18 protein-coding genes are annotated in these 21,814 nt (G+C 49.4%); 5 read left to right on the top strand and 13 right to left on the bottom strand.

Annotated features, from left to right (window positions below):
* Positions 1-35: 35 nt before the first annotated feature.
* The 3 genes from ODZ53_RS11335 to ODZ53_RS11325 form a co-directional block, all read right to left on the bottom strand.
* Positions 36-665: a DUF2087 domain-containing protein gene (locus ODZ53_RS11335; protein WP_172140983.1), complete on the bottom strand. Its 630-nt coding sequence runs from the start codon at positions 663-665 to the stop codon at positions 36-38.
* Positions 666-1,357: 692 nt separating this feature from the next.
* Positions 1,358-2,668, bottom strand: a complete 1,311-nt coding sequence (locus ODZ53_RS11330; protein ID WP_012685098.1) for a DRTGG domain-containing protein — start codon at positions 2,666-2,668, stop codon at positions 1,358-1,360.
* A 214-nt stretch (positions 2,669-2,882) separates the two neighbouring features.
* Positions 2,883-4,040, bottom strand: a complete 1,158-nt coding sequence (locus ODZ53_RS11325; RefSeq protein WP_372677060.1) for a DUF445 domain-containing protein — start codon at positions 4,038-4,040, stop codon at positions 2,883-2,885.
* Positions 4,041-4,131: 91 nt separating this feature from the next.
* Here ODZ53_RS11325 and ODZ53_RS11320 point away from each other — a divergent pair, with 91 nt between their 5' ends.
* The 5 genes from ODZ53_RS11320 (at position 4,132) to ODZ53_RS11300 (ending at position 10,587) form a co-directional block, all read left to right on the top strand.
* On the top strand, positions 4,132-5,577 hold the full coding sequence (locus tag ODZ53_RS11320) for a YheC/YheD family endospore coat-associated protein (protein WP_372677058.1): 1,446 nt from the start codon (positions 4,132-4,134) through the stop codon (positions 5,575-5,577).
* Between the two features lie 5 nt (positions 5,578-5,582).
* Complete coding sequence (locus ODZ53_RS11315) at positions 5,583-6,671, top strand: YheC/YheD family endospore coat-associated protein (protein WP_064202474.1); 1,089 nt, start codon at positions 5,583-5,585, stop codon at positions 6,669-6,671.
* 3 nt (positions 6,672-6,674) lie between these two features.
* Positions 6,675-8,051, top strand: coding sequence for a YheC/YheD family endospore coat-associated protein (locus ODZ53_RS11310; RefSeq protein WP_064202475.1), 1,377 nt, complete (start codon positions 6,675-6,677; stop codon positions 8,049-8,051).
* A 41-nt stretch (positions 8,052-8,092) separates the two neighbouring features.
* Positions 8,093-9,400 carry a YheC/YheD family endospore coat-associated protein gene (locus tag ODZ53_RS11305; RefSeq protein WP_372677055.1) on the top strand — a complete coding sequence of 436 codons (1,308 nt, stop codon included), beginning with the start codon at positions 8,093-8,095 and terminating at the stop codon, positions 9,398-9,400.
* Positions 9,401-9,735: 335 nt separating this feature from the next.
* Positions 9,736-10,587, top strand: a complete 852-nt coding sequence (locus tag ODZ53_RS11300; RefSeq protein ID WP_372677054.1) for a hypothetical protein — start codon at positions 9,736-9,738, stop codon at positions 10,585-10,587.
* A gap of 57 nt (positions 10,588-10,644) precedes the next feature.
* On the opposite strand, the gene ODZ53_RS11295 is transcribed toward ODZ53_RS11300, so the two are convergent.
* From ODZ53_RS11295 to ODZ53_RS11250, 10 genes are all read right to left on the bottom strand, one after another.
* Entirely contained in the window at positions 10,645-11,151 is a 507-nt protein-coding gene (locus ODZ53_RS11295) for a hypothetical protein (RefSeq protein WP_199930241.1), read from the bottom strand.
* Between the two features lie 71 nt (positions 11,152-11,222).
* Positions 11,223-12,902, bottom strand: coding sequence for a hypothetical protein (locus tag ODZ53_RS11290; RefSeq protein ID WP_372677052.1), 1,680 nt, complete (start codon positions 12,900-12,902; stop codon positions 11,223-11,225).
* Positions 12,903-12,905: 3 nt separating this feature from the next.
* A complete protein-coding gene (locus ODZ53_RS11285) occupies positions 12,906-13,865 on the bottom strand; it encodes a hypothetical protein (protein WP_372677050.1) in 960 nt (319 codons plus the stop codon).
* A complete protein-coding gene (locus ODZ53_RS11280; RefSeq protein ID WP_372677048.1) occupies positions 13,820-14,842 on the bottom strand; it encodes a sugar phosphate nucleotidyltransferase in 1,023 nt (340 codons plus the stop codon). The genes ODZ53_RS11285 and ODZ53_RS11280 overlap by 46 nt, the downstream gene beginning before the upstream one ends.
* Complete coding sequence (locus ODZ53_RS11275) at positions 14,839-15,045, bottom strand: hypothetical protein (protein WP_012685087.1); 207 nt, start codon at positions 15,043-15,045, stop codon at positions 14,839-14,841. Before ODZ53_RS11275 ends, ODZ53_RS11280 begins: the two co-directional genes overlap by 4 nt.
* A gap of 55 nt (positions 15,046-15,100) precedes the next feature.
* Entirely contained in the window at positions 15,101-16,933 is a 1,833-nt protein-coding gene (gene glmS, locus ODZ53_RS11270; RefSeq protein ID WP_372677046.1) for a glutamine--fructose-6-phosphate transaminase (isomerizing), read from the bottom strand.
* 44 nt (positions 16,934-16,977) lie between these two features.
* Entirely contained in the window at positions 16,978-18,339 is a 1,362-nt protein-coding gene (locus ODZ53_RS11265; protein ID WP_012685085.1) for a nucleotide sugar dehydrogenase, read from the bottom strand.
* Positions 18,340-18,369: 30 nt separating this feature from the next.
* A complete protein-coding gene (locus ODZ53_RS11260) occupies positions 18,370-19,161 on the bottom strand; it encodes a response regulator transcription factor (RefSeq protein ID WP_372677043.1) in 792 nt (263 codons plus the stop codon).
* A complete protein-coding gene (locus tag ODZ53_RS11255) occupies positions 19,158-20,600 on the bottom strand; it encodes a glycosyltransferase family 2 protein (RefSeq protein WP_372677041.1) in 1,443 nt (480 codons plus the stop codon). The genes ODZ53_RS11260 and ODZ53_RS11255 overlap by 4 nt, the downstream gene beginning before the upstream one ends.
* 17 nt (positions 20,601-20,617) lie before the next feature.
* Entirely contained in the window at positions 20,618-21,802 is a 1,185-nt protein-coding gene (locus ODZ53_RS11250) for a HEAT repeat domain-containing protein (RefSeq protein WP_372677039.1), read from the bottom strand.
* Positions 21,803-21,814 lie beyond the last annotated feature (12 nt).

Here is a 21,814-nt window from a genome sequence, read left to right as displayed (position 1 = left end):
TTTTTTCTGTTCAAGTCAGGAGGAAACATTTCCCATTATTGCAGGTCCTCGGCTTTTGCCCACATTTCCTCTGGGTTCAGCTCGTAGATCCCCTCTTCTCGATACATATAATGATTCATAATGAATTCCCGGCGAATCGTAGCGTAATCCTCATGGAACTGACGGATATACTCGTTGATCTCCGGTTCTTTGTACTTGCGCCCTTTTTCTAAACCGCGCACCATGTATTCAAAGACGATCAGTTTTTTCTTACGCTGGGACGGGATTTGTTTCAGCTTGCCATCTGGAGTAATGAAGCTGCGAATAACCTGCATTTTTTCGGCTGCCATCTGGTGCCTCCTCTGAACATGTAAGGTGTCTTCTGCAAATAACTCCTCTACTGACGTATCCTTTGCTTTTTCCATGACATTCACGATTGCCTGCGACTGTCGTTTTACATTGGCATCATGCAAATAGAAATAGATGGTGTTTTTATCACGACGCTCGTAAACGACACCTGCTTCTCGAAGCTTTGCCATATGATGTGTGATGGTCGGAGGTGTCACGCCGAGCTTGCCTGCCAACGCCTGTCCATGTAGGGGGCCGTTTGCCAAAATCGCGAGAATGCGTACGCGCGTGGGGTCTCCGAGTGCTTTGTAAAAGGTGACGAGTTGGTCTAATTGCAAAATGGGGTGCTCCTTTCTTTGTTTATTCGTTCCGATTAGATGATGTTCTAATTAGATGATAAGTTGCATTGCTTTGCCTGTCAATTCGTAGGAGATAAACAAATTCTATATCGTTGCTACTGGTGGCAGCGGAAAAAGGAGAAAACGCTCGAGCTTCTTGGGCCCCCTGCATGGGGGTCATTCCTGCACGTCTCCGTGGAAAAAGGGAAACCGCGTCCAAAGTAGTCCTCCCCATGGAGCATGTTCAGAAGTGGACGCTTAAAGGCGTGTTTCCCTTTTTCCACTGCGCCTCGGCTGGTGTCCCAAAGAGCCTCGCTTTTTTCTCCTTTTTCCTTGAAGCGGCTGTTTACTTTGTTGTAGCTGGTTTTTCAGTGAATCAGAGATGATTTTTACTTCATGAAAGTACTTTCATGATGCTTTATTACCAAAGCTGCGTAGAAGAAGCGCATTTCCAGTCAAGCGCCTCTGGAGCCCATCTCAGCGTAGGAATGAATGGCGGGGAATTTCAGCTTCACCTATGGAATACTTCCTCGAAACCTCAACGTTTGAAGCGCTCCCGCCATTTATTCCGAAGCGGACAGTCTTCACCCCTTGCGGGGCGGAGGTCGAAGCGTAGACTGGAAATGCGCTTCTTCTCCCCACTACAGCCACTTTTCCAAACAAAAAAGAACAGTCATAAAGAGACTGTTCCTTTATCGCTCAATAATTTGCGCAGTAATCATGGCCTGCCCCACGAGCTGGTCGCCGTGGAATACAGATACTTCGACTTTTCCGAAGCGGCGGCTGATGTCTAATAGGCGCGGCTTTACTTCGATATGGCTTTCCATCTGGACTGGCTTTAGGAAATAGACGGTGATATTTTCCGGTACCATGTCTCCTCGACGATGGTGGCGCAACAGGTTACAAGCAGCCTCGACCATGACCGTCGTCATGATTCCGCTGGCAATCGTACCGAGATGGTTGGTCATTTGTGGGCTCACATCACCCAGATAGACCATCTCATCTGCCTGTCGCTCCTCCCGGAAATGGGACATGATCAGATTCGGGAATGTTTCACTCATCTGTGGTTGCTTCGCTGTAAATTGCAGCGCTTTTAACACGTCGTTGCGGCTCAAGACCCCTACGAGCTTGCGATGATTGTCTACGACAGGCAATAGCTCGATTCCTTCCCACACCATAGTGTGCGCAGATGACGCTACAGATACCCGCGGCGAGGTCGTAATCGGGTTCTTCGTCATGACCTTGTCGATTATGGCCGTCTCCTCATGACCGATGATGTCTTTGGAAGTAACAATCCCGATCAGACGCATCTGCTCGTCAACAACGGGGAATCTCGTGTCCTGATACAGCTCCGTATACTGATGCCACTTGGCAACAGAATCGGATGTCAATAAAACAGGCGTTTCTGCAAGCGGCTTCAAAATATCCTCTACCATTACGATTTCTTTTTTGATCAGGCGATCATAGATGGCTCGGTTAATCATCGAAGCAACTGTAAAGGAATCGTAGCTGGAGGAGATGATTGGCAGCGCTAAGCGGTCAGCAAGCTGCTTGATTTCCTCGCTTGTATCGAATCCTCCGGTAATTAATACAGCAGCCCCTTGCTGCAAAGCGATTTTATGTGCCTGATAGCGGTTACCGACAATCAAGAGACTCCCGGCATCGATATAGCGCATCATGGCTTCGAGCTGCATGGCTCCTATTACAAATTTATTCAAGGTCTTGTGTAAGCCTTCACGTCCAGCCTGCACATGACCATCGACGATGTTCACAACCTCCGCAAAGGTCAAACGTTCAATATTTTCCTTCTGCTTCTTCTCGATTCTCACCGTACCGACACGCTCAATCGTGCTGACGTATCCTTGCGTTTCCGCTTCCTTGATCGCGCGGTATGCAGTCCCTTCACTCACATCCAGGTCTTTCGCGATCTGCCGCACGGAAATCTTCGAACCGATCGGAAGGCGATCAATATGTTGCAAGATTTGTTCATGCTTCGTTGCCATATTGCTATTCCCCCTTCCTTTTCTCCCACCCGTTCCATGTACGTGCGCTCCTTCGACCAATATACCCGAAGGCGGGGCAAAAAAAAAGGGTAGCTTTTTCGAAAGCTACCGACCAGAAAGTATATCATTAAGGGGGTTTTCATCGTGCTTTTATCATACCCAAGGAATATTACAGGATTATTACAACACAGTTACAGTTTCTTTTCAGTTTTGTTTAACTAACCAAATTTGCCAATATACCTTGGACAAGCCCAATAATCCCGCCAAGAATAAATCCAAGCACGGTGATCATGCGGAATTCCTTGCCTGAGATTCCGACTACCATCTCTTCAATTCTTTCAATCGGGAAACCCTCTACTTGCCGGGTAACAATATCCCGGATGGCTAGGCGCGAAAATATTCTCTCTATATTTTGTTGCAGCGTGTCCACCATCCACTTGGCCAAACGGGGAACGAGTTCCGTTGTCACTGTCTCAGAAATAGGCGCCGTCAAACGAGACAGAGGCTCGTCCACGATACGCAGGCTTTGCTCCTCCAGCTTGGCAAAAAGCTTTCGCGCCCAATCGTCCACTTGATCTCGCCCAATCCAGGCAACCACTTCGCCCACATTTTTGTCCAAGAGCTTGTCCGCTTCATTATGCAAAAAGTAGTGCACGCGTTCCGAAAGCTCTCTGCTCTGCAAAAGCTCATCGAGATACGGGAGAATCTTGCCCAAAATCTTGTCATCCCCAAGAAACATCCCGACCAAGCCACCAAACATGCCTCCGCCTCCGCCGAGCAATCCGCGAACCATGTTTTGCAAGGTTTGCTGACCTTCCGGGGAATGCAAATATTCACGGAAACGTTTCAAGAGCAGTTCGCTCACACTGCCAAGTGCAGCATCCAGACGCTCGCGTCCATTGTCCGTAACCAACTCTCGCAGTTTTTTCTCTTCATATTGTGCCAGAACCTGATCGACAAAGGCACCCCATTTCGCCTCGATAGGCGCTCGGACGCCCTCACTCCACGTTCCGTCTTCCTTAAATAACTGTGGCATCACTGTGAGCAATGCTTGACGTAGACTACGCTCATCTGTCATCCAATCGCGAGCGATGGTGTTCATCCATCCTGTCAGTGTACTCTCCAAACCACTCTGGTTCAGCGCACGCTTGACCCCCTCTGTCGTCAGCAAATGCTCTTCGACGAGTCTGCCCATTTGTATCGCGATATCGTCTCGTCTTCTCGGGATCAATCCCGGAGTAAAAGGCACTTTCCACCTGCCTATATACCACGGTTTTACTGGTTTAAACAGCATTCGGATGGCTAACTCATTCGTCACTCCACCGATGACAGAGCCTACTGCAATGTTCACTAATAGTATCCAAGCGTTCATAAATCCTAACAACCTCTCTTCTCTACATGGCACCAAACGTTTTGGATGCTCATACCATAGACTAACTTTGCCTGATGGGAAGGGGATACTCATGTCCTACGTTCCAACAATCGTTGTCGAAAACGAGATAATATCGGAAGTAGACCTTTACCTGCCCCAGGCGCACTTGCGCAAATGGAATCTTTCAACACCATCCACCATTTCGGTCCAATTTGGGAACAAAACCGTTTCCGCACGCGTAGGCGGTTGGGAACGGGGAGGCAAAACCTCGGGCAAAACCTTCATTCGACCCTCTTTAGCTCAATCACTCTATCTACCCAAGGGCGTTCCACTCTTAGTCCGTTATGATACGAATCAGAAAACAATCGTTTTCGGACCGTATGTAGGTGTTCTTGTTTCAAACTACAATGCAGCGGCCTCGCAAGGACCGTTTGGACACCTAAACAATTTCTTTCACGAAATGTCCGATATCACCCGTAAACGCGGAGGGATCCTTTGCGCATTTCGGCTTCAGGATGTCAACTGGGATGCAGGAACTGTGCGCGGCCTCGTTAGAAAAGGAGGCGTTTGGAGACAAACCTTACTTCCGCTTCCACAATGCATTTACAACCGACTCGTGTCCCGCCAACGCGAACGAAGTGAACAGATGGCCAACTGGGTTCAACGCTGCAAGGAAGCTTCCATTCCCTTTTTTAACGAGCGTTTTTTGAATAAGTGGCATGTTCACGCCGCTCTTGAGAATCAACCGACAGCCTCCGAGCATCTTCCCAGCATGGTTCGTTATTTGAATCAAGAAGACCTGCGACAAATGCTATCTACCTATCGCACGATTTATGCTAAACCAGCTAACGGCAGCATGGGGCGCGGGATCATTCGAGTTCGCAGTTCACCCGGAGGATACCAGCTCGCGTTCCCCGGAGGATTGCGCAAATCATTTGCTAGCATTCAGGGCTTACATCAGTATTTGCAAAAAAGGACAAAAGGCACATCCTATTTGCTGCAGCAAGGGTTACCGTTAATTGGCATCCAAGGACGACCGACAGACTTTCGTGTATTGGTACAAAAAGACCGAAAAGGCGAATGGTCCGTCACTTCCATGGTCGCTCGCCTGGGATTAAACAGCATTGTTTCCAATATATCCAGAGGTGGGCAAATGATGACTCCCCTTCAGGCACTGCGAGTATGTGGACCACGGGCGAGCGCGATACGACCATCCCCTCAAACGTTACACACAGTAGCACTTAAGCTCGCGATCCTTTTAGAAGAATCACTGCCTGGGCATTACGGAGAATTCGGAATTGATTTGGGAGTCGATGTCCATGGACGGGTGTGGCTTTTGGAGGTCAACAGTAAGCCATCCAAGTCAGCCAAAACAGTTCCGTTGCCTGAGGGTGCCGAAGAGCTGCCTCGGCGCGCTCGCCCTTCTGTCGTTCGCATGCTGGATTATTCCGCCTTTCTAAGTGGTTTTCCCCGGACCATTCAACCACAAAAGCCCATAAAAAGAAGACCGAAGCGCAACAATAACAGGCGAAGGTGACCTATATGACAGCATCCGAGAGAAGTCTTGGCATCATGGCCCGGTGCCAAGGCTCCCACTTTGTAGACAAAGGGTACTATAAAAAGCTTACGCTCTATGGACGCAAGCACGGCATACGTGTCTTCGTTTTTTCACCACGTCAGGTTAACTTTTCCACCCGTATGGTAAAAGGCTTCGAATATCGCAATGGGTCCTGGCACGCGAAAGAATTCCCAATCCCCGCCTTTATCTATGATCGTTGCTTTGTGGGCCCATCTTATCGCCACTATAAACCATTTGTGGAAAAGTTGCAAAACGATCGCAACATTACGTTTTTGGGGCATGGTCTGTCTGGAAAATGGCAGGTGCACCAGATGCTCGCTAAGTCTCCTCTTCTCGCCTCGCTGCTACCACCTACTGAAATATTCTCATATCCTGTGCTTCAGGCAACCCTGGAAAAATACGGGGCAGCCATCATCAAACCAATGGCGGGAACTCACGGTATTGGCGTCGTGAGAATCAAAGAAGTGCGCAGTGGCTATGAAGCTTCTGGACGAAACCGGGACAATCAACCTTTCACCAGGCGAATTCGTGACACTGCCGGATTAAAAAGTTTTGTGTCTGTCTTTACAGCCGGTCGCAAGTTCCTAGTACAGCCCTATTTGGAGTTGCATACCCCGGATGGTACCCCATTTGATGTCCGTGTTCTGGTTCAAAAAAACGGACTAGGTAAATGGGCGACAACTGGCAAAGCTGTGCGCCTGGGAGACAAACGCAGCATCACCTCCAATTTGCACGGAGGAGGGAAAGCAACACCTCTGGCCTCTTTCCTGCCCCTTCACTTCAAATCCGCAAAAGCGGCACGCATCGAGCAAACAATCAACCGAGTGGCGGAAGAACTTCCCCGTTTTTTGGAAGAGTCACACGGCAGACTCGTTGAGCTGGGAATCGATATTGGCATCGACACCGCAGGTAATGTTTGGATCATCGAGGTAAACAGCAGACCAGGGCGAACAGTTTTTCGAATGATTGACGACCCAACTGCACAACTACATTCGATTACTCAGCCTGTTCGCTACGCCCACTATCTCATGAAAGAGCGCGTAGGAGGTTAAAGCATGGAAACGTTCAGAATGCGGCTTCGCTTCCTTTCCAACCCCCGTATCAGTGGGATTATTCTGCCAGCTAGTCTCTTCCAAAAGCTACAGCTACGGCAACGCCAGAAAATTAAAGTCTTGCTGGGTAAAAAGGAAGTAGTCGCAACTGTCTTACAAGACAAACGCTATCCGGATGCGAATGTCATAAAAGTGACGACGCTATTGCAATCAGAGCTGGGCATTCCTCACCCTGGCTTGATCCAGCTCAAACTAGAGGGTTCCGCGCTCCGGATCGGTCCTTCAATCGGGATCGTTACGACTGGCATCAGACGAGATCCCAAGCAGCCAATTGGCTCACGCACCTCGTTTTTTCAAAATTTGTTACAGGCACAAGAAGGGAAAGGCGTTTTCTACTATATATTTTCCCCAACCGATGTAGACTGGGAATCGAATACGGTCAAAGCGTGGTTTTTGCGCAGAAACAAATCAGGCAGCTACTTTTGGAAAAAGCATGTTACCGCCATGCCCGATGTCGTCTATGATCGTATTCCCTCTCGTTCAGCAGAAAAACATGAAGCCGTTCAGGAATTCAAATATCGACTCGCCAGTTACCCCAATTTACCGATGTTCAATCAGGGCTTTTTCAACAAATGGGGCGTGCACCAACTGCTGTATCCGAATCCAGAAGTGAATGAGCATATCCCGGAGACTTATACCTCTCCTTCCCTTACAACGGTTCGAGACTTGCTGCGTAAATACCCTATCGTTTATTTGAAGCCCAAAAATGGAAGTCTCGGGTACGGCATTGTCAAAGTTGTTCGCCAGGCAGGTGGTGGCTTTACTGCCTCCTATCATACAGGCAGCGGCAATGTAAAAAAACAATTCTCCAAGCTGTCCAGCCTTTATCAGCATGTCTTCCGTAGTCGCCGCGTCAGTGCGTATCTGGCACAACAAGGCATTTCGCTCATGACATTCCATGGACGACCGTTTGATTTCCGTGTTCACTTGCATAAAAATCAACAAAACGAATGGGTCGTCTCCTGCACGGCAGCGAAGGTTGCTGGTTCCGGCAGCGTAACTACCCATGTACGCACAGGTGGAACTGTTATCCCTGGCGATGACCTGTTGCAGCACTTGTTTGGCAAACAAAAACCCCTCATGACTCAGCGCATTTCTGACGCGTCAATCCGACTCGCTACCGCAATTGAACTGGCAAAAGGGATTGATTTAGGAGAATTGGGGCTGGACATGGGGATTGATACACAAGGCCATGTCTGGATGTTCGAAGCGAATTCCAAGCCTGGCCGTTCTATATTCAAGCACGCCCGTCTCAAGCAGGCTGATCAGGAATCACGCAAGTTGCTCGTCGATTATAGCTGTTACTTGGCCAATTTCTAGTCGCACGCGATCTGTACCGTTTTTCAGGAAGGAGGAACACCATGCTTCAGCAGCGCTCCGGGTGGCTGACGATCCTCCCTAGCGGTAGATGGTTCGTACAGTTACCTCGGCTAGTCCTAAAACGCTCGCCAAAGCCACTGGTCGCCAGTCTCGGTCCCTTTTCTCATACGAAACGGATATACGCTGGTTTACCCCGCGTGCAAGCAAGCCGTATTCGTACACGCATTAACTGGAAAATGGCGGACGACTCCCTGAAGCTTGGCCCATTATTTGGCATATTGACCGTTGGTGAAGGGGCAACATTTTTAGGAAATCGCGAGAACTTCAAGGATATTTCTCAATCGGGAAAGCAATGGGGCGCACTCGTATATGTGTTCACTCCACAAGGAATCAATTGGGAGAAGAAAAAGGTGCGCGGCTATTTGTACAACAATCGTCTAAACTCGTGGCAAGAGGTGATTCTACCTTTCCCCCATGTGGTTTACAACCGAATTCCGACGAGAAAAGCAGAACGGCGACCTGAAGTCCGAAGAACATTGAACCGCATCCATGAGATGCCAAATGTCACATTGTTTAATCGCAGCTTTTTTGACAAGCAACAGCTGTTTACGATGCTTGAGTCCCATCTGGAAGTGCAAGCTTTTCTGCCGGAGACGAAACAGCTGGATACCTTGGCCCGCTTTCGAAGCTTTTGCACCGAACATCGCTTTGTCTACTTGAAACCTGTGCGCGGCAAAGCTGGTCAGGGAATCATGCGCATTGATTTCAAAAACGATAAGTGGTTCCTGCAACGGTTAAAGGAGCATAAGGCCATTACTCGTCGCTTTTCCAATCTGAATGACGTATGGAAGCATATTAGGCTTCATGTCAAACAGCAGAAGTACATCATGCAGCAAGGCATCCGTCGTGCCCGCTACAACGGCAAACCTTTTGATGTGCGCGTCCTCGTACAAAAAGATGGTGAGGGCGAGTGGAGTGTAACCGGAGTTGGCATCAGAAGGTCTGGCTCGCAAAGCATCACTACACATGTGCCACGCGGCGGATCGATCCACTCGTTATCAACCGTTATGCAAGCCCTGTTTCATAATGATCACGAGCAAATGGAAAGACACATTCACGATACGGCGCTCGCCATCGCACGATCATTAAATGCAGAATGGACGGATTTGGCTGAGATGTCGATGGACCTTGGCTTGACAAAAGAAGGAAAGCTATGGCTCTTTGAAGCAAATGCAAAGCCGGAGAAATTCGATGAACCATCGATTCGACGATTGTCGTTAGCGAATTTGATCCACTACGCACAGCATGTCTCCCACTTGCAAAGCAAGCGAGGGAGTGCCGCAGGATAAGGGAGTCGAACAGCACTAGCTGATTCACAGACGACCTTGGTGCGATTTGCCCGTCAGGAAGGGGAACGGCGCGTCACCCAACGACGACTGGCTGACGCGATTGACCCCCAGGCTGTTGGCTCATAATGGGTCAATCCTTCCTGGTTGTAGATAAACGCTACCGCAATAAGTGAATTGGCATGCTGGCTGCACGTGCGGGTAGCACTGAACAATGAGGCAAGTCTCACATTTTGATTTAAAGGAACATGCCGTCTAGACTCCGGCATGTTTTTTTCGTTTCGGATGCATGACCTGATCAACCTTGGAAAAAATACTCCATGGAGGTGGTCTTAACCATGACCCATATACTTAACAATATGATGCACTCCCAGCAACAACCGCAATTTTTTGGAGCAATGAGCCCTGCAGGTGCTATGTTCCAACAAGGATTCGCCGGAACAAACGTACAAGAAGTACAACATTGGAACCACGGCGGTCATGCCCAATCCATCGGAACTCCTTCACTGGGGATGTCCTCCGGTGGGGCACAAGCGATTTTCTCCCCAGGTTTTGCAAATACGAATGTCCAAGAAGTGAGACAACTAAATAACACTGGCTATCCACAACAACAACAGCAACAGCATTTCGGCTATGCTCAAAATCCAGCACTTCACTCGTTGCAAAACCAATCCACTGGCTATGGTCAAGGCCAGCAAGCTGGCTACATACAAGCACAGCCTTCTTATCAGCAATCGGTTGGACAAGGCTCCATTTTCTCTCCAGGCTTTGCCGGCACGAATGTTCAAGAGGTTCAAGCCCGCAATCAAGTTGGCTATGGCGGCTACGGTGGACAAGCTGGCTATACGAATCAAGCAGCCTATCCGCCAGCGATGACTGGCAGTATTTTTTCGCCTGGCTTTGCCAATACCAATGTCCAGGAAGTTCGCCAGTTGAATAACACGGGCTATGGCATGTATGGGCAGCAAGGTCAGCTGCAACAATCTCAGTTACAACAATCTCAGTTACAACAATCTCAGCTGCAACCACAGGCTTATGCCAATCAGGCATACAACAATCAGGCTGGCGCAGGAGCACAAGCGATTTTCTCTCCTGGCTTTGCGGGCACGAATACGCAAGAGGTTCACCAATTGAACACCCCAGGCCAATTGGCTCCTCACACAGGCTCCATTTTCCCTGGCACATTCTAAACGAGAAAAGCGTGACCATCCATCGCGACGGTCACGCTTTTTATTATGGGAGATGGTTCAGCGGTCTACCTTTTCCCAAATCGCCTGATACACGGCGTGCAAGTCTTGCAGACTCTGTTCATCCACTGTAAAAATGATGCTGCCAAACACGTAGGCATCCTTCTGCACGCAGGACCATCCATCCCCGGTTGGTTGAAACTGCGCCTTCACACACGCCTCTGTCTGATCTAGCAGTTGCCGTACCGTTACATGCTTTTCCAACGATGGTCGATAGTCTTCCACCACTTGCGCAAGCCGTTCATCCTGACGCGCCAGCCGATACAGGGCAAGCTCAATCTGGAGCCAGCAGGTCACATAAAAATGGAACTCCAAAAATAACGTGTGTACAGCTGCACGGATTCTGTCATGGTCACCCGTTTCCAAGGCTGCACGTGCTTCCTGCTTTTTCTCCTGAATCAGATCAAAATGACTGACTGCTCCACGGTAAAACTTGCGCACCACGTTGTACAACATTTCTGGTGTACGCGGCGGAAGATTTCGATGTCGGTTTTGCACATCTCGCATGGCTTGTTCTCCTCTTTCCGACGCTCGTTTTCTTCTATTGTACAACAACAATGGCGCACGATGCTGGCAGCTTACTCTTTCCCGTTTTTCCAGTAGTCATAGGCATGAATAGCGAGCCCCCAATAAGAGGAATATCGATCCAGCACTTTTGTCACCAGATCCAGCTGCCGGTCCATTTCGCCCATGCCTTCCTCGTGAAAGGTAATCCCGTTCCCTTCGTGACTCTCTTTCGTTTCCACGGCGACGACCAGCTTTTTCTGGAGGCTCTCTGCGTACTTCATCTGATTTTCAACCAAGCCGATGATGCCAGGAGCGCGATCGCGAAAGGCCATCAAGGTCGTATGATCAAGCTGTTTGATCATCCAATGCGAAAACGGCAATTCCGGCTGACCCGGTGTCGGTGTCTTGTCCAGCCATGCGGCGAGATCGACGCTTGCTTCCAAGGATGTTTCTTTCTTGGTCTCTTCGACAAATGCTTCGATGTTACCCATCCATTGCCGTAAAACTGCCTCTTTATCCTCGCGCCAGACAGGAAGGACATACGGCTCAATGTCTAAGTGAATGCCGTGAAACTGCTCTTCTGTCGAGACAGCCTCATTGTAGGCTTTCACCCAATTCACGAGCTTCATGATCTTGCTCCGACTTTCAGACAGAGCCCAAATCGGATGGCCCCCCATCGCATGAACCTCGATACCCGCTTCACGAGCCTCTTTCACGAAATCACGATAATAGGAAATCGGCTGCTCCAAATCTAGACGCACATAGAGGAGATTCAACCCGTTTTGTTCTGCAAAGGAGAGAATTTCCTCCTTTTCCGTGTCAATCAATTCTGCACGCCATATGTAGGTGCCTTTGTAGCGTTTCTTTGTTGCCGGGGGCAATGGAGCCGCCTCCTTCCAGTAGCGATAATCGTGGATCGCGACGCCAGAGAAGGACGGATGCTGTGCCAAAAGGGCAGGTAATTGCTCTAATTGCTGTTGCATGAGAGCGGAGCCTTCCTCTGCAAAAGAAGCGTGGTCTTCATCAAGCGGCTTCATATTCACAGCAACCAAGACACGCTTCTCTAATTCATCCGCTTCTTTCATTTCCTGATCAATCAAATTCAGGATGCCGTTTTGACCTGACAGTGTGTCACGATACGCCATGATACATACCGTATCAAACTGACCTATCATCCATTTGGACAGAGACATGTCTTCTTGTCCCGGAACAGGAATATCGTCCAGCCAAAATGGAATGGCTGCACTGGAAACCAATTCCTCATCTTCTGACACCTCGGCTGTGAACGCCTGCACATTGGCTTGCCATTCCCGAATAATCCGCTTCTGATCGTTCTCCCAAAACGGCAGGAGATACGGCTCGATGTCTAGCTGAATCCCGCGAATTCGCTCATTCTTCTGGGCTTCACGATTGTAGCTTTTTACCCAGTGGACGATGTTCATCATCCGCTTTTCATTGCTTTTGAGTGCCCATGCGGGATGACCAGCAACCGCATGTACCTCGATTCCCATCTCTGTCGCTTCGCGGATAAAATCGCGGTAGTATTCATAGGGCTTGTTCATTTCGATTCGCAAGTAGACGAGATTAATATCGTTCCTTTTGCAGAAATCGAGAATCTCTTGTTTCTCTCTCCCGATCATTTCGGATTGCCAGATCCACGTTGCTTTACTCTTCTTCTCCGCGGGGGAAAAGCCGAACAGAAAGCCGACCGTCAGGCAGAGAACACTCAAATAGATGCGCGCAGCTTTCATTCGTCAAAGTTGCTCCTCTCGTTGACTTGCGTGCTTCCAGCTCTCGTAATCATGGATCGCACTTCCTGCAAACGCCGGATTGTTTGACAGCTCCTCCTGTAAAATGGCCAACTGGTTATTCATCTCTTTTGTGCCTTCTTCATAAAAGCTCACATGAGCGCCTTCCATCGTTTCCATGATGTTGACGCCAACAATGACCGACCCTTTTTTGCGTACATTGGCATCATCGACGATCTTTTCTACGATTTCGACGATCCCATTTTGCCCAAGGGCTTGATTGCGGTAGGCCATTAATGTAATACTGTCGAGTCGCTGCACCATCCAGTTGCTCACTTTTTCATCACTGCCAGGAACGTTTACGGAGTCGATCCAAAAAGGCAAGTCGGCACCGACAGCAAGATCCGTATCCTTCTTCGTCTCTGCTGCCAAATAACTGACATTCTTCAGCCATTGCCGAACGATTTCTGCCTGGTCTTCCTTCCATGCAGGCAACAAATACGGCTCGATATCGACGTGAATCCCCGAAAATTGTTCAGCTGGCTTGGCACTGCGATTGAACGCCTTCACCCAGGAGATGAGATCGTCGATACTCTGTCGATTTGCTGTTAACGCCCAATTTGGGTCACCGCCAAGCGCCTCTACCTTGATGCCTGCTTGGTTGGCTTTTTCAATGAAGGTACGATACGTCTCTGGCGCAACTGCTGCTGGTTCAACGTGAAGATAGATCAGGTTGATGTCGTTTTTCTCGGCAAACTCGATCATTTCATCGGTTTGGGTCTTCATTTGCTTGGTATCCCATATCCAGGTTGCTTTTGTCAGGGCGGAGCGGGTGCTTGCCAACGACAGCATGATGATCGAAGTCACTGTCACAAGGAGCAATGCTATCCAAAGCCAGCTATATCGACGAAGTACCTGCATCAGCGCTGGTCGATACCGTACTGCTGTGTCGTCGCTCCCACGCAAGCAAAAGCCCGCTCACCAAACGTACTGCCGTCAACTGCTGAAAACGGCGGAATTCTCGTGTAATCCTCGATGCTCTTGTTTTTGACCAACGCGTTCGGCCCGATCTGGCAGCCTTCACCGATCTGTGTGTCGCCAAAAAGGCAGGTTCCCGGATAGAGCACCGTATCACGCCCGATCATTACGTCCGAATCGATGTACGTCGAGCTCGGGTCTATCATCGTCACTCCGTTTCGCATATGGAAATCGTTGATTCGCTTGCGCATTAGCTGTTCCAAATCTGCGAGCTGCACACGATCATTGACGCCATTGCCTTCTGCGGGATCATCCGTTGCAAACGCCGCTACCAAATGACCTTGCTCTTGCAATAGCCCCAGAACGTCCGGCAAGTAAAACTCCCCTTGCGCGTTTTCGTTTGAGACCATCGGCAGCATCGAAAACAGCTTTTGATTGTCAAAGCAAAAGATTCCGGTGCTGATCTCGTTCACCTTTTTTTGGCCCAAGGTCGCGTCCTTTTCCTCGATAATTTTCCGGACATCGCCGTTCTCGTCGCGAATGATCCTGCCATAGCCTGTAGGCTCGTCCACAATGGAGGTCAAAACCGTGGCTGCTGCTTGTTTGAGCTGATGATACTCGAGCAAGCTTCGCAGCGTCTGTTCTTGTACGAGCGGTGTATCGCCATTCATGACAATCGTTATGCCATCCTGCGCCCCGAGAATTTCGTGGCTCATCCAAACAGCATGAGCGGTCCCCAGCTGTTCCGGTTGATACGCATACTGAACACGGTTTTTCAGCTGTTCTTTGACCACTTCGGCTCCATGACCGACAACGACGACCAAATGTCGAAGTGATAATGGTTCCAATGTCTCTACGACATGCTCAATCATTGGCTTCCCGCAGATTGGATGCATGACCTTGTAGAGCGAAGATTTCATTCTAGTTCCTTTTCCTGCTGCGAGTACTACTGCATGTATGTTCATCCTATCGCCTCCGTCTTGGTCAGCTCCCCTTTTGCAAGCTGACCTTGTTGGATTTGCTGATCGAAGTATGGTTTCAATTCATAGGTCAGTGTGTCAATCATCATGCTCAAATTAATGTCTTTCCTCTGCACGCCCAGCTGATAGGCCTGAAGCATAATCTCCAGTAATTTCTCCTGATTCAACGTCCGCTTCGAGGTGTTCATTCATCTTTCCCCCTTATTTGAATGTCTCTACCTTTCTTACGACAGACGTTTGTGTTTACTCAACTGTTACACTTTTGGCCAAATTTCGTGGACGATCTACGTCATTGCCGAGCGCAACAGAAGTGTAATAGGAAATGAGCTGGAGGGGGATCACGCCTAACACCGGTGTAAGCAAGGCATCTGTCTGCGGAATCAGGCATACATCATCAACCGAGCGATGCAGCTCTACATGTCCATCTAAGGTAATACCGAGAACCTTTGCTCCACGGGCTTTTACTTCTGTAATATTACTGATCATTTTCTCATGCAGCTCATCCTGTGTAGCCAAGGCGATGACTCTCGTTCCCTCTTCAATTAGCGCCAGCGTGCCGTGCTTCAGCTCTCCTGCCGCATACGCCTCCGAGTGAATGTACGAGATTTCCTTCAGCTTGAGCGAGCCTTCCATCGATACGGCATGGTCGAGTCCTCGTCCAATGAAAAACAGATGCTGCTCGTCCTTGATCGATTCAGCGAAATGACGAATCTCATCCGCATGTTGGAGAATATGCTCGACTTGATCCGGGAGTGCGGTCAGTTGTTGAAGCAATGAGGCACGGGTGTCAGCATCCAGTGTACCCTTCGCTTGCGCCAAATAAATGCCAAGCAAGTAAAACGCAATCAACTGCGAGGTATATGCCTTCGTCGAAGCAACCGCGATTTCCGGACCTGCATTTGTCGTAATCACGTCATCGGCGTCACGGGCAATCGAGCTTCCGACTACATTCGTAATCGCGAGTACTGCTGAGCCATTTCGTTTGGCTTCACGCATGGCTGCCAATGTATCTGCTGTCTCCCCTGACTGGCTGACGGCAATCGTGAGCGTATTGGGCTGAAAGAGTGGGCGACGGTAACGAAACTCCGACGCTACATCCACTTCTACCGGAATTTGTGCCAGTCGCTCGATCACATGCTTGCCGATCAAGCCCGCATGATAAGCGGTACCGCATGCGACAATGTAGATTTTCTCCACACGCTTGGCACTCTCTTCTGATAACTGAAGAGTAGGGAAAATAACCTTTTGCTCAGTAGTATCGATTCGGCCTGTCATTGTATTGCGCAGGGCACGCGGCTGCTCGTAAATTTCCTTTTGCATATAATGCGCAAAGCCGTCTTTTTCCGCTTGTTCCTTGTCCCACTCAATCCGCACCAGCTCTCGCTCGATTGGCTCCGTCGTATCCAGACGCATGACGTGAACGGAATCTTTGGTCAGAATCGCCAGGTCTCCGTCTTCCAAAACGTACACATCACGCGTATGCTCCAGGATCGCCGGGATATCAGAGCCAATGAAATTCTCATTCTCCCCTACCCCGATAATCAACGGGCTCGCCATACGAACCGCAATCAGCTTGTCAGGCTCATGCTCCGTCATCACACCGAGGGCAAAGGCTCCGCGAATTTTGCCAGCAACCTTCTGCACTGCCGCAACCAGGTTGTTATCGTATTCCTGCGCCAAAAGATGCACGATGACCTCCGTGTCCGTCTCCGAAGTAAACGTCACACCTTTTTCGATCAACTCCTGCTTGAGATCCAGATAGTTTTCGATAATGCCGTTATGCACGATCGAGAACTTGCCAGACTGATCAAAGTGAGGATGAGAGTTTTCGTCAGATGGTCGTCCGTGTGTCGCCCAGCGCGTATGACCAATGCCGATGGAGCCCTGCAAGCCGGACTTTTGGGTTTGGCTCTCCAGTACGTCAATTCTGCCTTTTGCCTTGCGAATGCCGATCGTTGCCCCGTCACAAATCGCAATGCCAGCGGAATCGTAGCCTCTGTATTCCAGCTTTCGCAGCCCATTGATAAGAATCGGCTGCGCTTCCCTGTTCCCGATATATCCCATAATTCCGCACATGTCTTTGGTTCCTCCCTTGTTGCGTATAATGTTGCGACTTTGTATTATGCGAGCAAGCTGACGACTTCCTTCTCCTGCTTGATAGCCACGGAGGTTCCGATGCGATACACATTCGGATTCGTGATGCCCTCAAACGCATTTCGTGTATCGATAATAGCCACTCCCAAATCCGCCAGCTCCTGATAGGCAAAGCATTGGTGATTCGTAATGAGCACCATGCAATCGTAAGTCTTGAACGCCTCGTAGTCATTGGCAATGGAATGGACGATCTCCCCTTTTTTATTCACAAAGCTCTGCGCATACGGGTCGTAATAGTCAACCGTTGCTCCGCTATTGGTGAATAGCTCGTAAATCTCCAGCCCAGGTGATTCCCGCAAGTCATCGACTTCCGGCTTGTAGGCCATGCCAAGAATCAAGATGCGCGAGCTGTTAATCGCTTTGGCGTAAATATTAAGTACCTGTGCTGTCTTGTTTCGCACATAGTCCGGCATGTTGTCGTTAATCGACTGGGCGATCTCAATAAATTGACTGTGAAAACGAAAGCCCTTGGCCTTCCACGACAAATACATCGGATCGAGCGGTATGCAATGCCCACCGATTCCGGGTCCCGGGTAAAACGGCATGAACCCGAAAGGCTTGGTCGATGCGGCCTTGATTACTTCCCAAACATTGATGCCCATTCTGTCGCACATCATCGCCATCTCATTCATGAAGGCAATATTGACGCTACGGAAGGTATTTTCCAAAAGCTTGGACATCTCCGCCACCTTTGGCGAGGAGACCGGTACGACGGTTTTGACCAGACTGCCATACAAGAGTGTGCCTAACTCCATGCAACGTTCTGTCGTCCCGCCGATCACCTTTGGCGTATTGTACGTACTGTATTTGCGATTGCCCGGATCGACCCTCTCTGGCGAGTAGCAGAGGAAAAAGTCGATGCCAGCCCGGTAGCCCAGCTTTTCAAATTCGCGCTGGATCAGCTCTTCCGTTGTTCCCGGATAGGTTGTGCTCTCCAGTGTAATGAGCATTCCTCTTTTCATGAATCGCTTGATTTGCTCGACAACGTTTATAATGTAAGAGGTGTCCGGGTCCTGATTGGGACTGAGCGGTGTCGGAACGCAAATGCTGATCGCATCCAGCTCTTCGATTACGCTATAATCAGTCGTCGGAAAAAAGCGGTTGGTCGCGAGGCATTCCTGCAAGGTTTCATTAGAAATATCCTGGACGTAAGACTCTCCTCTTTTCAGGCTCTCGATTTTTCCACCATGCAAATCGATTCCGATTACGGTATAACCGCTCTTGATCGTCTCTACGGCAAGCGGCAGCCCTACATACCCAAGCCCAATGACACCCACTCTCGCTGTCTTTCGTTGAATCTTCTGTTGCAGTTCCTCGTATCTCGCCATCCTCGTTTCTCTCCCTTTCTCTTTCTAGAATTATGAAATCAGCCTTTTCACCCTGGCTTCCAGCTCTACCGGGGAGAATGGCTTCGTAATGTAGTCAGATGCTCCCATCGCAAACGATTTTTGCACATCTTCTTCCAGACGTTTGTCTGTAAGCACCATAATCTTGCTCATGGAAGCGCTGATATGCTTGATTTTTTCCATGAGCTGGTATCCATTGAGGATAGGGAGATTCAGGTCGGTAATCACGAGATCAGGAGCGACCTCCTGATATTTTTCCATGCCATCCATCCCGTCATTGGCTACCGTAACGAGGTACCCCTTGCGCTGAAAGTAGATGCTCAAAAACTCGTTGACAGTCTCATCATGGTTAACCAGCAAAATACTCGCGGGTTCTTCTCTTTGAGCGGGATTCTGCTCGTAAATCTTGATCTCCCCGTGAGCGCCTGGCTCTCTCATCTCTTGGATCATCCGCATCAGCATTTGTCCGGACGAGCGGGAGCTTTCGGGAAAACTCGCAATCAACAGGCTGCCCGCAAGCAGTTTGTGCTCTTGCAAATAGTCTTTGACACGCAAAGCATAGAAATGAGTGTTCGAAAGCTTCTGTCCTTCAAGCAGGATTCCGAAGAGCTGCTTGTTTTTGTCATACGCGTAGTGCAAAGCAATCTCGGAGCCGTCTCCTGAACTGGTGTCCAGGTCTTGCTTGATAAGCTCCATTGACTCTTTTGTGAGGTTTTTGCAAGCCGCTAGAATAACCCCACACGCCAATTGTTTCTCTTCCATCTTGCTCAGATGCTCGTAAAAAACAGGTACGAGATTACTCATGATCTAGCCTCCAAACTTGAAATGTTTTCGCTGCCCTTCGTCTGCCAGCTCGTCCGCGTCATCGTTCCCCAGGAGTTGTTGTTGCGCAAGTATTCAATATGACCGAGGAATCTCCAGATGACGCCGATTTGCCGATAGCCGAAGAACATCAGAATCGTATAGAAAAGCATTTTGACGATGTCCTGAAAGCGTGGATACCGTCGAAACGCGATTTCCTCCAGCAACAAGGAGCCAATGCCAAGCAGCATGCCATACAGCACATTGAGCAAGCCGTAGAGTAAGAGGACGTAGCCGTTGGTCATATCCAGTAAGGTGTAACCGATGAGGGCTAGTAGACCCGTGATGCGGAAGTATGGATTCAAGGTTTCAAACAGGATATTGAACGGTAGCGTGAGCATCCCGAACAGCTTGTACTTGGGGCGGAACGCCATATGTCTGCCGTACTCAATCATGTTTTTCAGATTGCCGCGTCCCCATCTGCGCCGTTGACTGCCCAAAATTTTGAGTGTATCCGGCGCTTGCGTCCAGCAGACCGCATCGGGGCAGAATGCCACTCGGTACGGCAGCTTGTTTTCCAGCATGTACTTGTGCAGCTTGATGATGATGTTCATGTCTTCACCCGGATACCCCTCGCGATAGCCGCCTACCTTGATGATGTAATCCTTGCGAAAAACACCGAACGCACCTGAGACGATAATCAATCCGTTGATTGCACTCCAGCCGATCCGTCCCCCGAGAAACGCCTTGAGGTATTCGACAGATTGCATCATCGGCAAAAACTTGTCTGGCAGACGAATGTCTTTCACGACACCGTCTTCGATCTTGCAGCCGTTGGCAATGCGGATATCTCCGCCGATAGCCACTGTTTCATCCGGGTTTTCCATATACACCTTCGCAATGCGAATCAGCGCGTCTTTTTCCAGCAGGGAATCTGCATCAATGGAAGCGATCAACGGATAGTGGGAGAGATTGATCCCCGCGTTAAGCGAGTCAGCTTTTCCTCCGTTCTCTTTGTCGATCAAATACAGATTCGGAAAAGCCGGATTGTGGTAGATTCCCCTGATCTTCGATGTATGAAGAAGCGGCTGCACCGGCATGTGCTCGGAGTAAACCAGTGAAAACTCGTTAATCATTACCTGCAAGGTAGCATCCTTTGATCCATCGTTTACCACGAGTACCTCGTAGCGCGGATAGTTCAAGGATAAGAGCGACCTTACATTTTCAATAATCGTCAGCTCCTCGTTGTAAGCCGGCACGAGAATCGAAATCGGCGGAACGTGCTCAGAGCCTGAAAGTGTCTGGAATCTCGAATAGATGGAGCTTTTTAAGATTCCCATGATGCTATTAAACGAGAACAGCATGATGATGAAGTACAAAGAGTTGATCGCGATGACGTAATAGACCGCAAATACTCCGTAGTAAAGTAGAAAATCTCTCATGGCAGCCTCCTTTCGCTCTATCTTTCCAATGCCTGAACCGTGGAAATTGTTTTGCGATACGACTTGCGGTACAGATGCAGCTTTTCGTTGTATTGCACGAGCTTTTCTGTCGCTGTCGCGCTTTGTAGAACCAGCTTCTCTTTTTCCAGCTCCTCCTGGATCACTTGATGAGCCATCTCGCTCTTATGACCGTTTCTCTCTTCCTGCAAAATTTCACACAGGGCAGCAAAGCCTTCGACCTCCAGCTGGGCCAGGCTGCGTGCACTGTGATGACGAACCCACCAGTTCGCATCGCCCACCGCCTTTTTCAGCGAGGGAATGTACGCATGCAATTTCAGTGAGCCGATTGCCTTCGCTGCCATTGCCCGAATTTCCCAATCCTTGTGATTCATAAAATCCGTGAGTGTCTGCTCATTCATATAGCGGATATCCCGACACATGAGCTTGACTGCCTTGATTCGGACTTCCTTGTCAGGCGATTGAATGAGCTGGTATAGCACAGGCTCTATGCCAGGCTGGGCATGCACGGCGTAGCCAATCAGTCCGATTTTGACCAGTTCAACATCGGAATCTTGTAAAAACTGTGCGAAAAGCGGTGCCGTATCCACCTGCGAATCACTGATGATGTCCACGATGAGCTGGTGGACATTGTTCTTCGCTCGGACAACGTGGGTCGCCATTTCCCGCAAATCTTCTGTATTGCGAGCACATTTGGCGACGGAGCGTGCAATGATAAAAACACTGGTGTCATTCGTGTTTTTTTGCAGGAGGGTCATGAGAGCTGGTACGGCGAGCTTGGAGCGCATGATCCCCAAATTGTAAGCGGCATCCACTCTCGTCCATTTCCACCAGCCATTTAGTCTTTGCATATCCAGCTCTACGAGTCCCATATCCTCGCAGAGCCAGATCAGCTTGTCCCGATGAATACCTGTGAAGCATTCCATCAGCTCAAACAGCTTTTTCTGAATGATTTGCTTTTCTTTTTGCGTCACATCGCCATAAGGCACTTGCAAGCGCTCCTCTTCTTCCCCGTGTGCTTGCAGGTAAACGAAGTAATCGCGATATTTTTCCAGACAGCGCATGGTCTGTTTCTCCACCGAAATGTTGCGTAGCTTCAGTGCGAACAAGACAAGCAAGCCTAGTAATGTCAATCCACATAGCGCGTACAGAAAAACAATTGCCGTCGCCAATGGTGTTTGCACGTTTGCCACTCT

The organism is Brevibacillus sp. BD137 (assembly GCF_041644655.1).
GTDB lineage: Bacteria > Bacillota > Bacilli > Brevibacillales > Brevibacillaceae > Brevibacillus > Brevibacillus brevis_D.
This window is presented reverse-complemented; position numbering and strand designations above follow the sequence as displayed.